This is a genomic window from Pseudomonas sp. EL_65y_Pfl2_R95, assembly GCF_963971045.1.
Classification (GTDB): domain Bacteria; phylum Pseudomonadota; class Gammaproteobacteria; order Pseudomonadales; family Pseudomonadaceae; genus Aquipseudomonas.
Map to the genome: position 1 here is coordinate 1,637,484 of NZ_CAXAOV010000001.1, position 14,418 is coordinate 1,651,901.

19 protein-coding genes are annotated in these 14,418 nt (G+C 55.7%); 14 read left to right on the plus strand and 5 right to left on the minus strand.

The genetic code is table 11. From position 1 onward, the window contains the following. Positions 1–97 precede the first annotated feature (97 nt). The 3 genes from phaZ (at position 98) to AACY09_RS07635 (ending at position 3,810) form a co-directional block, all read left to right on the plus strand. Positions 98–955 carry a poly(3-hydroxyalkanoate) depolymerase gene (gene phaZ, locus AACY09_RS07625; protein ID WP_339487015.1) on the plus strand — a complete coding sequence of 286 codons (858 nt, stop codon included), beginning with the start codon at positions 98–100 and terminating at the stop codon, positions 953–955. A 280-nt stretch (positions 956–1,235) separates the two neighbouring features. Continuing rightward, positions 1,236–2,918 (plus strand): class II poly(R)-hydroxyalkanoic acid synthase, encoded by a 1,683-nt coding sequence (gene phaC, locus AACY09_RS07630; protein WP_339487016.1) that lies wholly within the window; start codon positions 1,236–1,238, stop codon positions 2,916–2,918. 277 nt (positions 2,919–3,195) lie between these two features. Next, positions 3,196–3,810 carry a TetR/AcrR family transcriptional regulator gene (locus tag AACY09_RS07635; RefSeq protein WP_339487017.1) on the plus strand — a complete coding sequence of 205 codons (615 nt, stop codon included), beginning with the start codon at positions 3,196–3,198 and terminating at the stop codon, positions 3,808–3,810. A gap of 59 nt (positions 3,811–3,869) precedes the next feature. Here the strand turns inward: AACY09_RS07635 and AACY09_RS07640 are convergent, their stop codons facing one another. The 3 genes from AACY09_RS07640 to AACY09_RS07650 all read right to left on the minus strand — a co-directional run bounded on the left by AACY09_RS07640 (position 3,870) and on the right by AACY09_RS07650 (position 5,668). Continuing rightward, the gene (locus tag AACY09_RS07640; protein ID WP_339487018.1) at positions 3,870–4,739 is read right to left on the minus strand and encodes a phasin family protein; all 870 of its coding nucleotides are present in this window, start codon (positions 4,737–4,739) and stop codon (positions 3,870–3,872) included. Positions 4,740–4,749: 10 nt separating this feature from the next. After that, a complete protein-coding gene (locus AACY09_RS07645) occupies positions 4,750–5,190 on the minus strand; it encodes a phasin family protein (RefSeq protein WP_339487019.1) in 441 nt (146 codons plus the stop codon). A 199-nt stretch (positions 5,191–5,389) separates the two neighbouring features. Further along, a complete protein-coding gene (locus AACY09_RS07650; protein ID WP_339487020.1) occupies positions 5,390–5,668 on the minus strand; it encodes a polyhydroxyalkanoic acid system family protein in 279 nt (92 codons plus the stop codon). Positions 5,669–5,811: 143 nt separating this feature from the next. On the opposite strand from AACY09_RS07650, the gene ubiE reads away from it, so the two are divergent. The 9 genes from ubiE (at position 5,812) to AACY09_RS07695 (ending at position 11,977) form a co-directional block, all read left to right on the plus strand. Next, positions 5,812–6,582: a bifunctional demethylmenaquinone methyltransferase/2-methoxy-6-polyprenyl-1,4-benzoquinol methylase UbiE gene (gene ubiE / locus AACY09_RS07655; protein ID WP_339487021.1), complete on the plus strand. Its 771-nt coding sequence runs from the start codon at positions 5,812–5,814 to the stop codon at positions 6,580–6,582. After that, entirely contained in the window at positions 6,582–7,199 is a 618-nt protein-coding gene (locus AACY09_RS07660) for a ubiquinone biosynthesis accessory factor UbiJ (protein WP_339487022.1), read from the plus strand. Before ubiE ends, AACY09_RS07660 begins: the two co-directional genes overlap by 1 nt. Beyond that, the gene (ubiB, locus tag AACY09_RS07665) at positions 7,196–8,785 is read left to right on the plus strand and encodes a ubiquinone biosynthesis regulatory protein kinase UbiB (protein WP_339487023.1); all 1,590 of its coding nucleotides are present in this window, start codon (positions 7,196–7,198) and stop codon (positions 8,783–8,785) included. The genes AACY09_RS07660 and ubiB overlap by 4 nt, the downstream gene beginning before the upstream one ends. Positions 8,786–8,847: 62 nt before the next feature. Beyond that, positions 8,848–9,249 carry a phosphoribosyl-AMP cyclohydrolase gene (gene hisI / locus AACY09_RS07670; protein WP_339487024.1) on the plus strand — a complete coding sequence of 134 codons (402 nt, stop codon included), beginning with the start codon at positions 8,848–8,850 and terminating at the stop codon, positions 9,247–9,249. Then, on the plus strand, positions 9,242–9,574 hold the full coding sequence (locus AACY09_RS07675) for a phosphoribosyl-ATP diphosphatase (RefSeq protein ID WP_339487025.1): 333 nt from the start codon (positions 9,242–9,244) through the stop codon (positions 9,572–9,574). The genes hisI and AACY09_RS07675 overlap by 8 nt, the downstream gene beginning before the upstream one ends. Positions 9,575–9,600: 26 nt before the next feature. Then, on the plus strand, positions 9,601–9,834 hold the full coding sequence (tatA, locus tag AACY09_RS07680) for a twin-arginine translocase TatA/TatE family subunit (RefSeq protein ID WP_339487026.1): 234 nt from the start codon (positions 9,601–9,603) through the stop codon (positions 9,832–9,834). A gap of 144 nt (positions 9,835–9,978) precedes the next feature. Then, complete coding sequence (gene tatB / locus AACY09_RS07685; protein ID WP_339487027.1) at positions 9,979–10,467, plus strand: Sec-independent protein translocase protein TatB; 489 nt, start codon at positions 9,979–9,981, stop codon at positions 10,465–10,467. After that, positions 10,464–11,273: a twin-arginine translocase subunit TatC gene (tatC, locus tag AACY09_RS07690; protein WP_339487028.1), complete on the plus strand. Its 810-nt coding sequence runs from the start codon at positions 10,464–10,466 to the stop codon at positions 11,271–11,273. Before tatB ends, tatC begins: the two co-directional genes overlap by 4 nt. Then, positions 11,270–11,977: a 16S rRNA (uracil(1498)-N(3))-methyltransferase gene (locus AACY09_RS07695; protein WP_339487029.1), complete on the plus strand. Its 708-nt coding sequence runs from the start codon at positions 11,270–11,272 to the stop codon at positions 11,975–11,977. Before tatC ends, AACY09_RS07695 begins: the two co-directional genes overlap by 4 nt. Positions 11,978–11,993: 16 nt before the next feature. Here the strand turns inward: AACY09_RS07695 and AACY09_RS07700 are convergent, their stop codons facing one another. After that, positions 11,994–12,479, minus strand: a complete 486-nt coding sequence (locus AACY09_RS07700) for a winged helix-turn-helix transcriptional regulator (RefSeq protein WP_339487030.1) — start codon at positions 12,477–12,479, stop codon at positions 11,994–11,996. A gap of 103 nt (positions 12,480–12,582) precedes the next feature. Here AACY09_RS07700 and AACY09_RS07705 point away from each other — a divergent pair, with 103 nt between their 5' ends. Further along, positions 12,583–13,314: an SDR family oxidoreductase gene (locus AACY09_RS07705; protein WP_339487031.1), complete on the plus strand. Its 732-nt coding sequence runs from the start codon at positions 12,583–12,585 to the stop codon at positions 13,312–13,314. Between the two features lie 36 nt (positions 13,315–13,350). Further along, on the plus strand, positions 13,351–13,938 hold the full coding sequence (locus AACY09_RS07710; RefSeq protein WP_339487032.1) for a 2-hydroxychromene-2-carboxylate isomerase: 588 nt from the start codon (positions 13,351–13,353) through the stop codon (positions 13,936–13,938). 75 nt (positions 13,939–14,013) lie between these two features. Here the strand turns inward: AACY09_RS07710 and AACY09_RS07715 are convergent. Beyond that, a partial coding sequence (locus AACY09_RS07715) for a transposase (protein WP_339487033.1) occupies positions 14,014–14,418 on the minus strand: 405 nt, incomplete at its 5' end.

Here is a 14,418-nt window from a genome sequence, read left to right on the forward strand (position 1 = left end):
GCTGCTCGCTGAGCACTCAGCGGACCAGAATGATCTGGAGGCTATGGATACAGCCAAGACCGTCCACCTCAACGGTTTAACTGATAGGGCTACGCGTATGTCGCTACCATTTGTATTTCGCACCATCGAATTGGATGGCCAGACTATCCGTACTGCGGTTCGCCCTGGTAACAGCAAAATCGCGCCGCTATTGATCTTCAACGGCATTGGCGCCAACCTTGAGTTGGTTATGCCATTCGTTAAAGCGCTCGACCCTGAACTCGAAGTCATCGCCTTCGACGTCCCTGGCGTGGGCGGTTCATCCACCCCAAGCACGCCTTATCGCTTCCCTGGATTGGCCAAGCTCGCAGCGCGAATGCTCGACTATCTGGACTACGGTCAAGTCAATGTGATCGGCGTATCCTGGGGCGGCGCGTTAGCCCAACAATTTGCTCACGACTATCCCGAGCGCTGCAAAAAACTGGTACTGGCGGCAACTGCTGCGGGCGCGGTAATGGTGCCCGGCAAGCCCAAGGTTCTGCTGCGCATGGCCAGCCCTCGGCGCTATATACAGCCCTCATACGGCGTACAAATCGCCCCAATCATCTACGGTGGCGCCTTCCGCCGAGATCCGAAGCTCGCCATGGCCCACGCCAGTAAAGTGCGCTCCTCAGGCAAGGTCGGTTACTACTGGCAGTTATTTGCAGGCCTGGGTTGGACAAGCATTCACTGGCTGCACAAAATTCATCAGCCGACCTTGGTGCTCGCCGGTGATGACGACCCGATTATCCCCCTGATCAATATGCGTTTACTGGCGTGGCGTATTCCAAATGCCGAGCTGCATGTGATTGATGATGGCCACTTATTTCTGGTGACCCGCGCCGAAACGGTCGCACCCATTATCATGAAGTTCCTCGACGAAGAGCGCCAACGTGCAGTGATGCACCCGGTACCAGTTGCCGCCTCAACTCACTAGCCCTGAAGAAATGGTAGTCACAAGACTGTCGCACTCTTGTAGTGCTTGGCACCTATAGTTGACTCATTTAAGGGCTGGCCATTTTATTGCCTGCGGGCCTCGCAGGCTCTGCAATGCAGGTTTAGCCATATTGGTACAAGCCTTGCTGCTCAATATAGAACAATGAGTCCTGGCGACTTTGCCCGCGTTCAACTGCTGCTTCATAGCTGCGGTAACCCAGCTACAAAGCGCAGCAATGCATACGAGGTTGCGCAGCGTAATAACGACGGAGTGTTATTTCATGCCTGATAAAACCAGCAAAAGCAGTTTGCCAAGTCCTACCAGAGCCATGAATGCGCAGAACGCCATTTCCGGTCTGCGCGGTCGCGATGTTATCTCCACATTCCGCGTTTTAGCGCTGCAGGGACTCAAGCAGCCCGTACACAGTGCCAAACATTTACTGGCATTTGGAGGTCAGTTAGGCCGCGTACTGGCAGGCGATACGCCACACAAGGTCAACCCTCATGACAGCCGCTTCAGTGACCCGACCTGGCACCATAACCCCTTTTACCGGCGTAGCCTGCAAGCCTATTTGGCGTGGCAAAAACAACTCAACAGCTGGATAGATGAAAGCGCCCTGTCGGCGGATGACCGCACACGCGCACGCTTTGTTTCGTCGTTGTTGAGTGATGCGCTGTCGCCCTCAAACTCGTTGCTCAACCCACTGGCCCTGAAAGAGCTGTTCAACAGCGGCGGCACCAGTGTATTCAAAGGGCTCAATCATTTACTTGACGATCTGATGAACAACGGCGGCATGCCCAGCCAGGTCAGTAAGCATGCATTTGAGGTGGGACGGAATCTGGCAACCACCCCGGGCTCGGTGATTTTCCGTAATGAAATGCTCGAGCTGATTCAGTACAAACCAATGAGCGAGAAACAGTACGCCAAGCCCTTGCTTATCGTGCCCCCACAAATCAACAAGTTTTACATCTTCGACCTCTCACCCGAGAAGAGCTTCATTCAGTACGCCTTGAAAAACAACCTGCAAACCTTCGTCGTCAGCTGGCGCAATCCCGACCCGCAACACCGCGAGTGGGGCCTTTCGAGCTACGTGCAAGCGCTTGAAGAGGCGATAGATGTCTGCCGCGCGATCACCGGCAGTAAAGATGTCAACTTACTCGGCGCATGTGCTGGCGGCCTGACCATCGCCGCATTACAAGGGCACCTGCAGGCTAAACGCCAGTTGCGTAAGATTGCCAGCTCAACCTATATGGTTAGCTTGCTCGACAGCCAGATCGATAGCCCGGCGATGCTGTTTGCTGATGAAAAAACCCTTGAAGCAGCCAAGCGACGCTCCTATCAACAAGGCGTGCTTGATGGCCGTGATATGGCCAAGGTCTTTGCCTGGATGCGGCCCAATGATTTGATCTGGAATTACTGGGTCAACAATTACTTGATGGGCAAACTACCCCCAGCGTTCGACATCCTTTACTGGAACAACGACAACACCCGTTTACCCGCTGCGCTGCATGGCGATTTGATCGAGTTCTTCAAATACAACCCTTTGACTCGCGCCGGTGCGTTGGAAATTTGCGGCACCCCGATTGATATGCAGAAGGTTAACGTCGACAGCTTCAACATCGCGGGCATCAACGATCACATTACGCCCTGGGATGCGGTATATCGTTCAACCCTGCTTCTCGGTGGCGACCGGCGCTTTGTTTTGTCGAATAGCGGCCATATCCAAAGCATTCTCAATCCACCGGGCAACCCTAAAGCCAATTTCTTTGAGAACCCGAAACTTACTTCAGATCCACGCGCCTGGTACCACGATGCTAAAAATCAGCAAGGCAGCTGGTGGCCACTTTGGCTGGAATGGATACAGGCCCGCTCTGGGACTCAGCGTGAAACCATAATGGCCACGGGTGACCAGAATTATCCGCAGCTGGCAGAGGCGCCCGGTCATTACGTACACGCACGCTAGGCGGCACCCCGAAAGCCAAAAACACGAAGTGACACCACTGAGCTTGTCCACTGGGAACATGCAAATTTTCGGATATTCATGGTTGCAAATGCTGGACGATAAAAACATCGTCCAGCCTACCGAAATGGCCGCTCCAGACATGGTTTCAATGACGAAGGAAACTCCAAGGTTGTCCCGCCCTGGACTGCATGCGTATCTGCAGCCGGCGCAATCTGCTGGCCGAAACGCCGCAGCACAGTTATCTTCGTGCCATGTGCATTAACAATAAGAAACCTGCATGAAAACTCGTGAACGGATTCTCGAATGTGCCCTGATGTTGTTCAATCAAGAGGGCGAACCCAATGTTTCAACCTTGGAAATCGCCAATGAGCTAGGCATCAGCCCAGGCAATCTGTATTACCATTTCCACGGCAAAGAGCCCTTGATTACCGGGCTGTTTGAACGCTTCCAAGCCGAGCTAGCACCGTTGCTCGACCCACCTGAAGACGCCCAGCTGGATGTTGAAGATTACTGGCTGTTCCTGCACTTGATTGCCGAGCGCATGGCCCACTACCGCTTTCTCTTCCAAGACCTGTCCAACCTAACCGGACGCCTGCCCAAAATTGCCCGAGGGATGCGCCACTGGCTTAACGCGCTGAAGCGCACGCTCGCGGCCTTGCTGGCGCGACTCAAGGCCGAAGAGCAACTGCTTAGCGATACGCAGTCGCTTGGCCAACTGGTTGAGCAGATCACCCTGACGCTGCTGTTCTCCCTCGACTATCAGCGCATCATCGGCAGTGACGGTGAAAGCCGCCTGGTGGTCTATCAAGTGATGATGCTGGTCGCGCCGCACCTGAGCCCAGAATCACGATTTGCCGCCGAACATTTGGCTCAGCGCTACCTGGAAGACTAATTCACAGGAAACAAAAAGCCCGGCACAGATGCCGGGCTTTTTGAGTAACAGCTAAACGCTTACGACTGGGATGTCGGTGTCGTTGGTGCTGCCGGTGTAGCCGGTGAGTTAGCCGCAGGTGCAGCCGCTGGTGTAGCAACAGGTGTCGTTGCTGCAGCAGGCTTGGCTACAGCAGGCTTGGCGGCGGGTTTAGCCGCTGGCTTGCGCGCTGCTGGCTTTGCAGCAGGCTTAGCCGCCGGTTTAACAGCAGGTTTAGCGGCCGCTTTTACTGCCGGTTTGGCGGCGGGTTTAGCCACCGGTTTAGCCGCTGCCTTTGGCGCTGGCTTGGCTGCTGCTTTTACAGCTGGTTTAGCAGCTGGTTTAGCGGCAGCTTTAGGAGCAGGTTTAGCCGCTACCTTTGCCACGGGTTTTTTCGCTGCCGGTTTAACGGCCGCCTTTGGGGCTGGCTTGGCTGCTGCTTTAGGTGCTGGCTTGGCCTTGACCGCTGGCTTAACCGACTTAACCGAGACGCCAGTGAGCTTTTCGATCTGCTTGGTCAGGCCTTCAACTTTGGCATTGAGCGCTTTCACTTCATTGCGGCTCGGTACACCAAGGCGCGAAATGGCATTGTTCAAACGCTTGTCGAAAGCTTCTTCCAACTCGCCCCACTTACCAATTGCTCTGCCACGTACTTCGTCGACTTTCGACCTGGCAGAACCCACACGTGAATCAACCGAAGATTTAGCCGCATCGACTTGTTTGTCGACTTCGGTCTTGGCTTGCTTCTCGGCTTTCTCGCCATCCTTGACCAGCGTATCAAACAGCTTGGTGCCGTCTTTGCTGACTTTGGAGTAGGCGCCCAAACCGGCCAGCCAAATTTGACGCGAGTAACGCTCTACGCCGCCGATCCACGAACTAGCTTCTTTTTCAACTTTCTTCTTAACAGCCATCCGACTCTCCTTATTTGGTACGCGAGACGTGATCAAGCAATGCACTCAACTCATCCAGCTTAGCAGAGAGGACTTCGATGTCCTGCTTCGACGGAATACCAATACGGTTCAGAGCGGAGGCAACACGAGTGTCGAACGCCTTTTCGATTTTGTCGAGTTGCAATTCAACTTTGCCTTTAACGCTGCTGACATTACTGCGCACGTTAGTTTTCACGCTGTCGATCTGGCTATTGGCCGCATCGACTTGTTGATCAACGATTTTTTTGCCCTTCTGCTCAACACCTTCACCGGTCTTGATCAGGTCTTTCAAATATTCTGCGCCTTCCTGACCGGCTTTGGCGTATGCGCCCAAACCCGCGAGCCAGATTTTACGCGCATAGACTTTGGCGTCGGTCAGCACGGTGGCTTTGTCTTCGACGACAACTTTCTTTTTGATAGCGACTTTAGACATGGTGCACCTCACTCAAATAATTAAGAGGAAACGCCCACAAAGTGCAGGCTTGAGACACAGCCTATCGAGGAAAATTAGAAACCACATACTAAGCCCAAAGATTCTGCAATAAATATGCAGTGCGGCCAGTAAAGGCGGACAGCGCTTTTCTGTCCGCCGGCATGGGTAGCGTCAAACCCGCGCCTGACGCTAGTGATTGTTAAGCCTGCAGATGCTTATCCAGGACCTGCTCAATCTCACGTTTAATAGTCCCGCTCAACGCCGAGAGCATTAATCCCAGGCTCAGCTGCACCCGGACTTGATCCTCACCGACCTCAATACGACCGTCTGCCCCACTGCGCTTGAACTCGAGCACATCACCCTTCCATTGATAGCGCACGCCATATTCGTTGGATAAACGCTCTGCCAGGTATTCGGCTTTTTCACGGGCACCGTCGCGACCCAGTGAGTGAGGGCGTTGAATGTCAATTTTGGCCATTGGTATCCTCGGGCTGCAACCTGAATTTGCCTGACTATAGCAGGCCTGCTGGTCGCTCTGCTCGCGGCTATGGAGCACATGCCAAGACATAAGCCACGTCGCAGGTTTAGAATGTCGCTCACTATGATTCAAGTGAGCGCAACATGAACGATCCGCGCAAGAACAGCGACAGCGAACCGACCACACACTTTGGTTTTAAAGACGTGCCGGAAAGCCAGAAGGCTGAAAAGGTCGCAGAAGTGTTCCACTCGGTGGCTGCCAAGTACGATGTCATGAATGACCTGCTTTCCGGCGGCATGCACCGCCTGTGGAAGCGCTTCACCATTGAACTGTCTGGCGTGCGTGTCGGCAACAAGGTGCTCGACATTGCCGGTGGCACAGGCGACCTCACGCGCCAATTCTCACGCTTGGTCGGCCCAACCGGTGAAGTGGTGCTGGCCGACATCAACGACTCGATGCTGAAAGTCGGTCGGGATCGCCTGCTGGATCGGGGCGTTGCCGGCAACGTCCAGTTTGTTCAGGCCGACGCCGAAAAGCTGCCCTTCCCGGACAACCACTTTGACTGTGTGACCATCGCCTTTGGCCTGCGCAACGTCACCCATAAAGAAGACGCCTTGCGTTCGATGCTACGGGTGCTCAAACCTGGTGGACGCCTGTTGATCCTGGAGTTCTCCAAGCCATCAAGCGCCATGCTGTCGAAAATCTACGACCGCTACTCGTTCACCTTTATGCCGCTGATGGGCAAGTTGATCACCAATGACTCGGAAAGCTATCGCTACCTCGCTGAGTCGATCCGCATGCACCCCGATCAGGACACGTTGAAGGCAATGATGGTCGATGCCGGATTTGAGCGCACCACCTACCACAATATGACTGGCGGTATCGTCGCGCTGCACCGCGGTATCAAACCCTGATGCTGTTGAGCGGGCTGCTGGCCGGGGTCGAAACCGGCCTCAACCGTGTGCTGGCACTGGACAGCACTGCGCTGCCACGCCTTGAGCCACTGGCAGGCAAAGTCATTGCCATTGACTGCCAGTCGCCAGCCATGAGCCTGTTCATCATGCCCGACGGCGAAGGCCTGATGCTGGCCGCCCGCTGGGAGGGCGAAGTGGATTGCCGCCTGCGGGCGCCGGCCTCCCACTTGCTTCGTTTAGCCACCAGCAGCGATAAAACGGCGGTGCTGCATAGCCCGGAAGTAGAGCTTGAGGGTGACAGCGCTGTGCTCCTCGACTTTGCTGCTGTACTGCAAGACCTTGAACTCGACTGGGAATATGAACTGTCGCGGTGGCTCGGCCCGGTCGGCAGCCAACTCCTCGGCAGCCATCTGCGCAGCCGGGTTAGCTGGACATCCCAAACTCTTGATACCTTGCGCTTGAACCTCGCCGATTATCTCAGCGAAGAATCGCGCACCTTGGTTGGCCAACGTGAAGCCAATGCGCGCTTTGCCGAACTGGATGACCTGAAGTTAGCCCTCGACCGTCTCGATGCACGCATCGAACGTCTCGCCCAACGTAATAAGCCCAAAGAATGAAGTTGCTCGCCGCACGTCGCTTGTTCCGAATCCTGCGCGTAGTCATCCGCTATCAGCTGGATGACTTTCTCTTTGCCTTACCTTTGCCGTTCTGGCTGCGCATGCTCAGCTACGGATTGCCGTGGCGCTGGCTGCCCCGCAAAGACCTGGGCCTGAGTCGCGGCGCACGCTTGCGTTTAGCCTTAGAAGAGCTTGGGCCAATTTTCATCAAGTTCGGTCAGTTGCTTTCCACCCGGCGCGATTTGATGCCACTCGATGTGGCCGATGAGCTGACCAAACTGCAAGATCAAGTGCCGCCGTTCGACCCGGCGCACTCACTGGCCCTCATCGAAGAACAACTGGGCGCCAGAGTAACCGACACCTTTGCCCGCTTTGACCCACAGCCGCTGGCATCTGCTTCGGTTGCTCAAGTCCATGCGGCCAAGTTGAAAACCGGTGAAGAAGTGGTGATCAAGGTCATCCGTCCCGGCCTCAAGCCGATTATTCGCCAAGATATCGCCTGGCTGTTTATCATCGCCAAGTTGGCGGAGAAAGCCTCGGCCGATGCTCGCCGCCTGCGCCCTGTGGAAGTGGTCAGCGATTACGAGAAAACCATTTACGATGAGCTCGACCTGCTCCGTGAAGCCGCCAACGCCAGTCAGCTCCGGCGCAATTTTGATGGTTCTTCACTGCTCTACGTACCGCAGGTTTACTGGGACTATTGCCGGCCCAAAGTGCTAGTCATGGAGCGTATCTACGGCATTCCAGTTACTGATCTGGCGACCTTGGCGGATCAGCGCACTGACATGAAACTGCTGGCTGAACGCGGCGTCGAGATTTTCTTCACCCAGGTGTTCGACCACAGCTTTTTTCACGCCGATATGCACCCGGGCAATATCTTCGTCAGCACCAGCCAGCCATGGAACCCGAAGTATATCGCCATTGATTGCGGCATCATCGGCAGCCTGACACCAGAAGACCAGGACTACTTAGCGCGCAATCTGCTGGCGTTCTTCAAGCGCGATTACCGCCGCGTGGCCCAACTGCACATCGACTCAGGCTGGGTACCCGCGCAAACCAAGGTCAACGATTTCGAGGCAGCTATACGCACGGTTTGCGAGCCAATATTCGAGCGGCCGCTCAAGGATATTTCCTTCGGCCAGCTGCTGATGCGCCTGTTCCAGACCGCGCGGCGCTTCAATATGGAAGTCCAGCCGCAGTTGGTGTTGCTGCAAAAGACTTTGCTCAATATTGAAGGACTGGGCCGCCAGCTCTACCCAGACCTGGACCTGTGGAGCACCGCGCAGCCATTTTTGGAGCGCTGGATGCGCGAGCGCTACAGTCCGATACACTTGCTACGCAACCTGCAACAACAGGCGGAACAGGTTCCACACCTGTCGCAGATTGCCCGCGATACACTGGAAAAGCTCAATCAGCAGCAGTTGACGGTCAGAACCGAAGAGCAAAGCCACTCAAACTGGCCGGCGCGCCTGCTCGGGGGTGTGCTGATTGCCGGTGCAGTCAGCCAAGGTTTACAGCTTGAGCTGCCAGCCTGGCCGATCTGGACAATGCTGATCGGCGGCATTTATCTGGTGCTGCGCCGATAGCCACACCCGTGCCGTACTGGCAAACTAGAGACTCGAACAGCCCGAACAGGGCGGAATGTGCAATGAACGATTGGCTTGATGAAATAAACTGGAACAGCGACGGGCTGGTTCCGGCAATTGCCCAGGATTACCAGACTGGCCGGGTGCTGATGATGGCCTGGATGAACCGCGAGGCCCTGACGTTGACCGCCAGCGAAAACCGCGCCATCTATTGGTCGCGCTCGCGCGGTAAACTATGGCGCAAAGGTGAAGAGTCCGGCCACGTACAAAAGCTCCACGAGCTGCGCCTGGATTGTGATGCCGATGTGGTTATTGTCAAAGTTGAGCAGCTCGGCGGTATTGCCTGCCACACTGGGCGCGAAAGCTGCTTCTACCGCGTATTCGAGAATGGCGCATGGAAAACAGTCGACGCAGTAATCAAAGACCCAAAAGCCATTTATGCCGAAGGACACAGCCATGACTGATACCCTGACCCGCCTGGCTGAAGTCCTTGAGTCACGCAAAGGCGCAGCCGCAGACTCCTCGTATGTGGCTAGCCTGTATCATAAAGGCCTGAACAAGATTTTAGAGAAAGTCGGCGAAGAATCGGTTGAAACCATCATCGCCGCAAAGGATGCTGCAATCAGTGGAGACTGCAGCGACGTGATTTATGAAACAGCCGATCTATGGTTTCACAGCATGGTTATGCTGGCCGCACTGGACCAGCACCCGCAAGCAGTGCTGGACGAACTGGATCGACGCTTTGGATTAAGTGGGCATGCCGAAAAAGCGGCACGCTCAGAGTCCTAACCCTTATTTAAATCGGAGTACGCATCATGGGTTTCGGTGGAATTAGCATTTGGCAGCTTCTGATCATTCTGTTGATCGTGGTCATGTTGTTCGGCACCAAACGGTTGAAAGGTGTTGGTTCGGACCTCGGCGACGCGATCAAGGGCTTCCGTAAATCGATGGGCACTGAAGACGCAGACAAACCGCCAGTTGAAGACGAAAAAGGCCAGACCTTTGACGCTCAAGCGCGCAAGGTTGAAGATCCGCTAAAGAAAGACTAAGTCTGTTCTAGTCGCTGCATGCTCGCTGAACACCCCGCCCTGTTGCTGCGCACTTCGCGCGCGTAGCACCGGCTGGCTGCTTACTCGTTCATCAGCCGGTCCTGTATTACAGGTACTATTTTCAGGTACTAAGAGTCAGCTCACATGTTTGATATCGGTTTCACTGAACTGCTTTTGTGCGGACTTGTCGCCTTGGTAGTGCTCGGCCCCGAGCGCCTGCCGGGGGCAGTACGGACAGCGGGCTTATGGATTGGCCGGATTAAACGTAGCTTCAACGCAATCAAAGCTGACGTTGAGCGCGAGATTGGCGCAGATGAAATTCGCCGGCAACTGCACAACGAGCAGATTCTCGACCTTGAGCGAGAAATGAAGTCGATGAAAAACGACATTCTGGCGCCGGGTAAAAGCACTGCCAAGCCAACCGCCGAAGCCTCACCAACGACTGTTGCTGCGAGCTTAGCTCCAGCACCTTTCGGTGAGTCGACGAGTTCAGCCACTGAAAGCTTGCCGACTACCCCGGCGCCTGACGAAGCCTTTGCCGTGACGACAGCGCCAACAGAGCCGCCTGCCGAAGAGCCTTCTGCCGTAAAAACAAGCGCTGCTGACAGCCCGGATAAAGCCCAACAACCATGAGCCGACTACCTGATCATCAAGATGAAGAGATGCCGCTTATCTCGCATCTGACTGAGCTGCGCACGCGCCTGCTGCGCTGCGTATTCGCGATATTTGTCCTTTTCGCTGGGCTGTTCTACTTCTCGCAAGACATCTACGCCCTCGTGGCTGCCCCACTGCGTAGCTATTTGCCTGCTGGCGCGACGATGATTGCAACAGGTGTGGCCTCGCCCTTCCTGACGCCATTCAAGCTGACCATGATGGTCGCGCTGTTCCTCGCCATACCTGTGCTTTTGCATCAGATCTGGGGCTTTATTGCCCCCGGCCTGTATAAGCACGAAAAACGCGTAGCAGTGCCTTTGTTGATCTCCAGCATCTTGCTGTTCTACGGCGGCATGGCGTTCGCCTACTTCGTGGTATTCCCGATCATGTTCGGCTTCTTTGCCAGCGTCACCCCGGAAGGGGTCGAAATGATGACGGACATAGGCCAATACCTCGACTTTGTACTGACTCTATTTTTCGCCTTCGGCGTGGCCTTCGAGATTCCGGTGGCGACCTTTCTGCTGATTTGGGTCGGTATTGTTGATGTCCCGACCCTGCGCAAAGGCCGTCCTTATGTTGTGGTTGGCTGCTTTGCGATTGGCATGGTCCTGACGCCGCCGGACATTTTCTCGCAAACCTTGCTCGCGGTGCCCATGTGGATGCTGTTTGAAGCTGGCTTGCTCTGTGGCGCCATGGTCAAGCGCCGTGAGCGACTGGAAGCCGAAGAGGCAGAAGCGCAAGCCGCCAGCGAGACCCGCGACCAGCCGCCCGCTACCAAACCGTGAACCTGCTGTTACTCGAAGACAGCGACTGCATTAGCGCCGACCAGGCCATCCTCACAGGTCGGCGGCTTAAACACATGCTGGAAGTACATCGCGCTGAAGCTGGCGACAGCTTGCGGGTTGGCCGCATCAATGGGCTGATGGGCAATGGCCAGATCCTGCAACTGGATGCACAGCAGGCCCATATCCGGTTCGAGCTGAACCAAGCGCCGCCTGCAAAACTGCCACTCACGCTGTTGCTCGCACTACCGCGCCCGAAAATGCTGCGCCGCGTGCTGCAAACCATCAGCTCAATGGGCGTCGCCCGCGTGGTTTTGCTAAACAGCTACCGGGTGGAGAAAAGCTTTTGGCAGACACCATTTCTGCAACCAGAGGCGGTTCGCGAGCAGCTCATTTTGGGCCTGGAGCAAGCCCGCGATACGGTGCTGCCAGAGATCCGTATCGAAAAGCGCTTCAAGCCCTTTGTTGAGGACCAACTGCGGCAGATGGTGGGCGACAGCCTGGGGCTGGTCGGACATCCAGGAGATTTCCCAGCATGCCCCCGAGCAGTGGAGCGCCCGGTAACCCTGGCCATCGGCCCAGAAGGCGGCTGGATCCCTTATGAGATCGAAAAGCTCCATGAGGCGGGGCTGAGTCCGGTTCAACTCGGCGAGCGCATCCTGCGCGTAGAGACGGCCGTCACTGCCCTGCTGGCTCGCCTCTTTTAAGCCGACAAACGCGGCCTCAATCGCCGAGCGCGCGCACGGGCAGCAACTTGCCACGGTATTTGGGTGACTCCTCCAACTGAACGTCTTGCGGCAAAAGCGGCTCAGCACAATGCGAGCACACCATCTGCCCATGTACCTGCTCGCCACAGTGAGTGTGCCTATGGCGAATTGGCGCTTCGCCATTCTCACTCATATGCAGGTCGCCCCAATGCACCAATGCCATGATCGCTGGGTACAAATCTCGCCCCTTGGCAGTTAGCCGGTATTCCTCGCGCACCGGCCGCTGTTGGTAGGCTTGCTTGCTCAGCACCTGAGCTTCAACTAGCTTCTTCAGACGATCAGACAACAGGTGCCGGGTGACGCCCAGACGCTGCTCAAAGTCGTCAAAACGGCGCACGCCCATAAAACATTCGCGCAACACCAACAGGGTCCAGCGGTCACCGACCACCGATAAGGTGCGAGCCAAGGAGCACGGTTGTTGATCAAGTTCTTCCCAGCGCATAGATAGCCTCCGCAGATTGCCAAACAAGAATAACTTGACAGGTTCCTAAATGGAACCGACTATTCTTATGAGTTCCAAAACAGAACCCTGACACGGAGTAGCTATGACAACTCAACGCAAAGCAGTTTTGGTAGTGGGCGCTGGCGACGCAACCGGTGGCGAGATCGCCAAGCGGTTCGCCCGCGAGGGCTTCGTCACCTGCGTAGCCAGGCGCAACGCGGAAAAACTGCAACCCTTGGTCGAAAGTATTGAGCAGGCAGGCGGCACCGCCCGCGCCTTCGGCTGCGACGCCCGTGTCGAAGAACAGGTGATCGAAATGTTCGCCACCATTGAGCGTGAAATAGGCCCCTTGCACGCAGTGATTTTCAACATCGGTGCCAACGTCAATTTTTCAATCACTGAAACCACTGAACGGGTCTATCGCAAAGTCTGGGAGATGGCGACACTGGCTGGGTTTCTGACCGGTCGTGAAGCAGCCAAAGTGATGTTGCCGCGGGGCCAGGGTACGATCATTTTCACCGGCGCGACCGCTTCATTGCGCGGTGGCAAAGGCTTTTGCGCATTCGCCGGGGCAAAATTCGCCTTGCGCGCGCTGGCCCAGAGCATGGCTCGCGAACTGGGTCCACAAGGCATTCATGTTGCCCACCCGATTATCGACGGCGCTATCGACACCGCGTTTATTCGCGAGACATTCCCGCAACGCTACGCACTCAAGGAGCAGGACGGAATTCTCAACCCTGAACACATCGCCGACAGCTATTGGCAATTGCATTGCCAACCCCGCGACAGTTGGACCCATGAGCTGGACTTACGGCCATGGATGGAAACCTTTTGATGCTCGGCGCAACAATCAAATGACAGGAGTTACCCAATGAGCAAACAGGTAGAATTTTTCTTCGATTTCGGCAGCCCCACGAGCTATCTGGCCTGGACCCAGCTGCCGCAGATTGCAGCCAATGCTGGCGCACAGATTAGCTGGCGGCCCATGCTTCTGGGTGGTGTATTCAAAGCCACGGGCAACAGTTCACCTGTGCAAGTTCCGGCAAAAGGTCGCTATATGCTGCAAGACCTTGCGCGCTTCGCTAAACGCTACCAAGTCCCGCTGGCGTTTAACCCCAACTTCCCAATCAACACCTTGCACCTGATGCGCGGCGCGGCAGGGTATCTCGATGACCAACGCTTTGAATTGTTTGTTAAAAGCGTGTTTGAAGCCATGTGGGTGCAAAAGATAAACATGGGTGACCCCGAGCAGGTCGCACAGGTGCTGTCGGCAGCGGGTTTTGACCCTGAAGAATTTTCCCGACTAGTGGCAGACGAGGCCGTCAAGGAGCGCTTGAAAGCCAACACCGAAGAAGCCATAAAACGAGGCGTATTTGGCGCGCCGAGCTTCTTTGTCGGTGACGAACTGCACTTTGGCCAAGACCGCCTCGACTTTGTTGCCGAGGCATTAGCGCAGTAACAGCCTCGTGAACGGCCATCATTAACCTTCGATGCGCACTCGGTGGCTGACGTTCCGTAGATACCGTCTTGAACCTCACCTTGCAATAGCGAGATGAGGATCAAACGGTTTCCCGGATTTCAGTACGCCGTAGGCGATGCAAAGCAGTTTGCGCATCGCTGCGCAGACGATCTGCTTACCCGTTTTGCCGTTGGCTTTCATTCGCTGAGCCAGCGCTCGAATGGCCGGGTTATACGTTATGGAGGTGACACCCGGCATATAAAGTCCGGCTCGTAATCTGCAAGAACCCGTGCGCGATATCCGCGTATGCCCTTTGAATTTCCCCGACTCCTGCAGCCTCGGATTGAGCCCGGAAAAGGCGGTAACAGCTCGGCTGCTGTCGAAACGCTGGATATCTCCCAGCTCAGCCAGTATCAACGCCGCTGTCTTGTCGGCGATGCCGTTGATGCTGGTTAGCAGATCTCTCTGGCCGCGTAGATC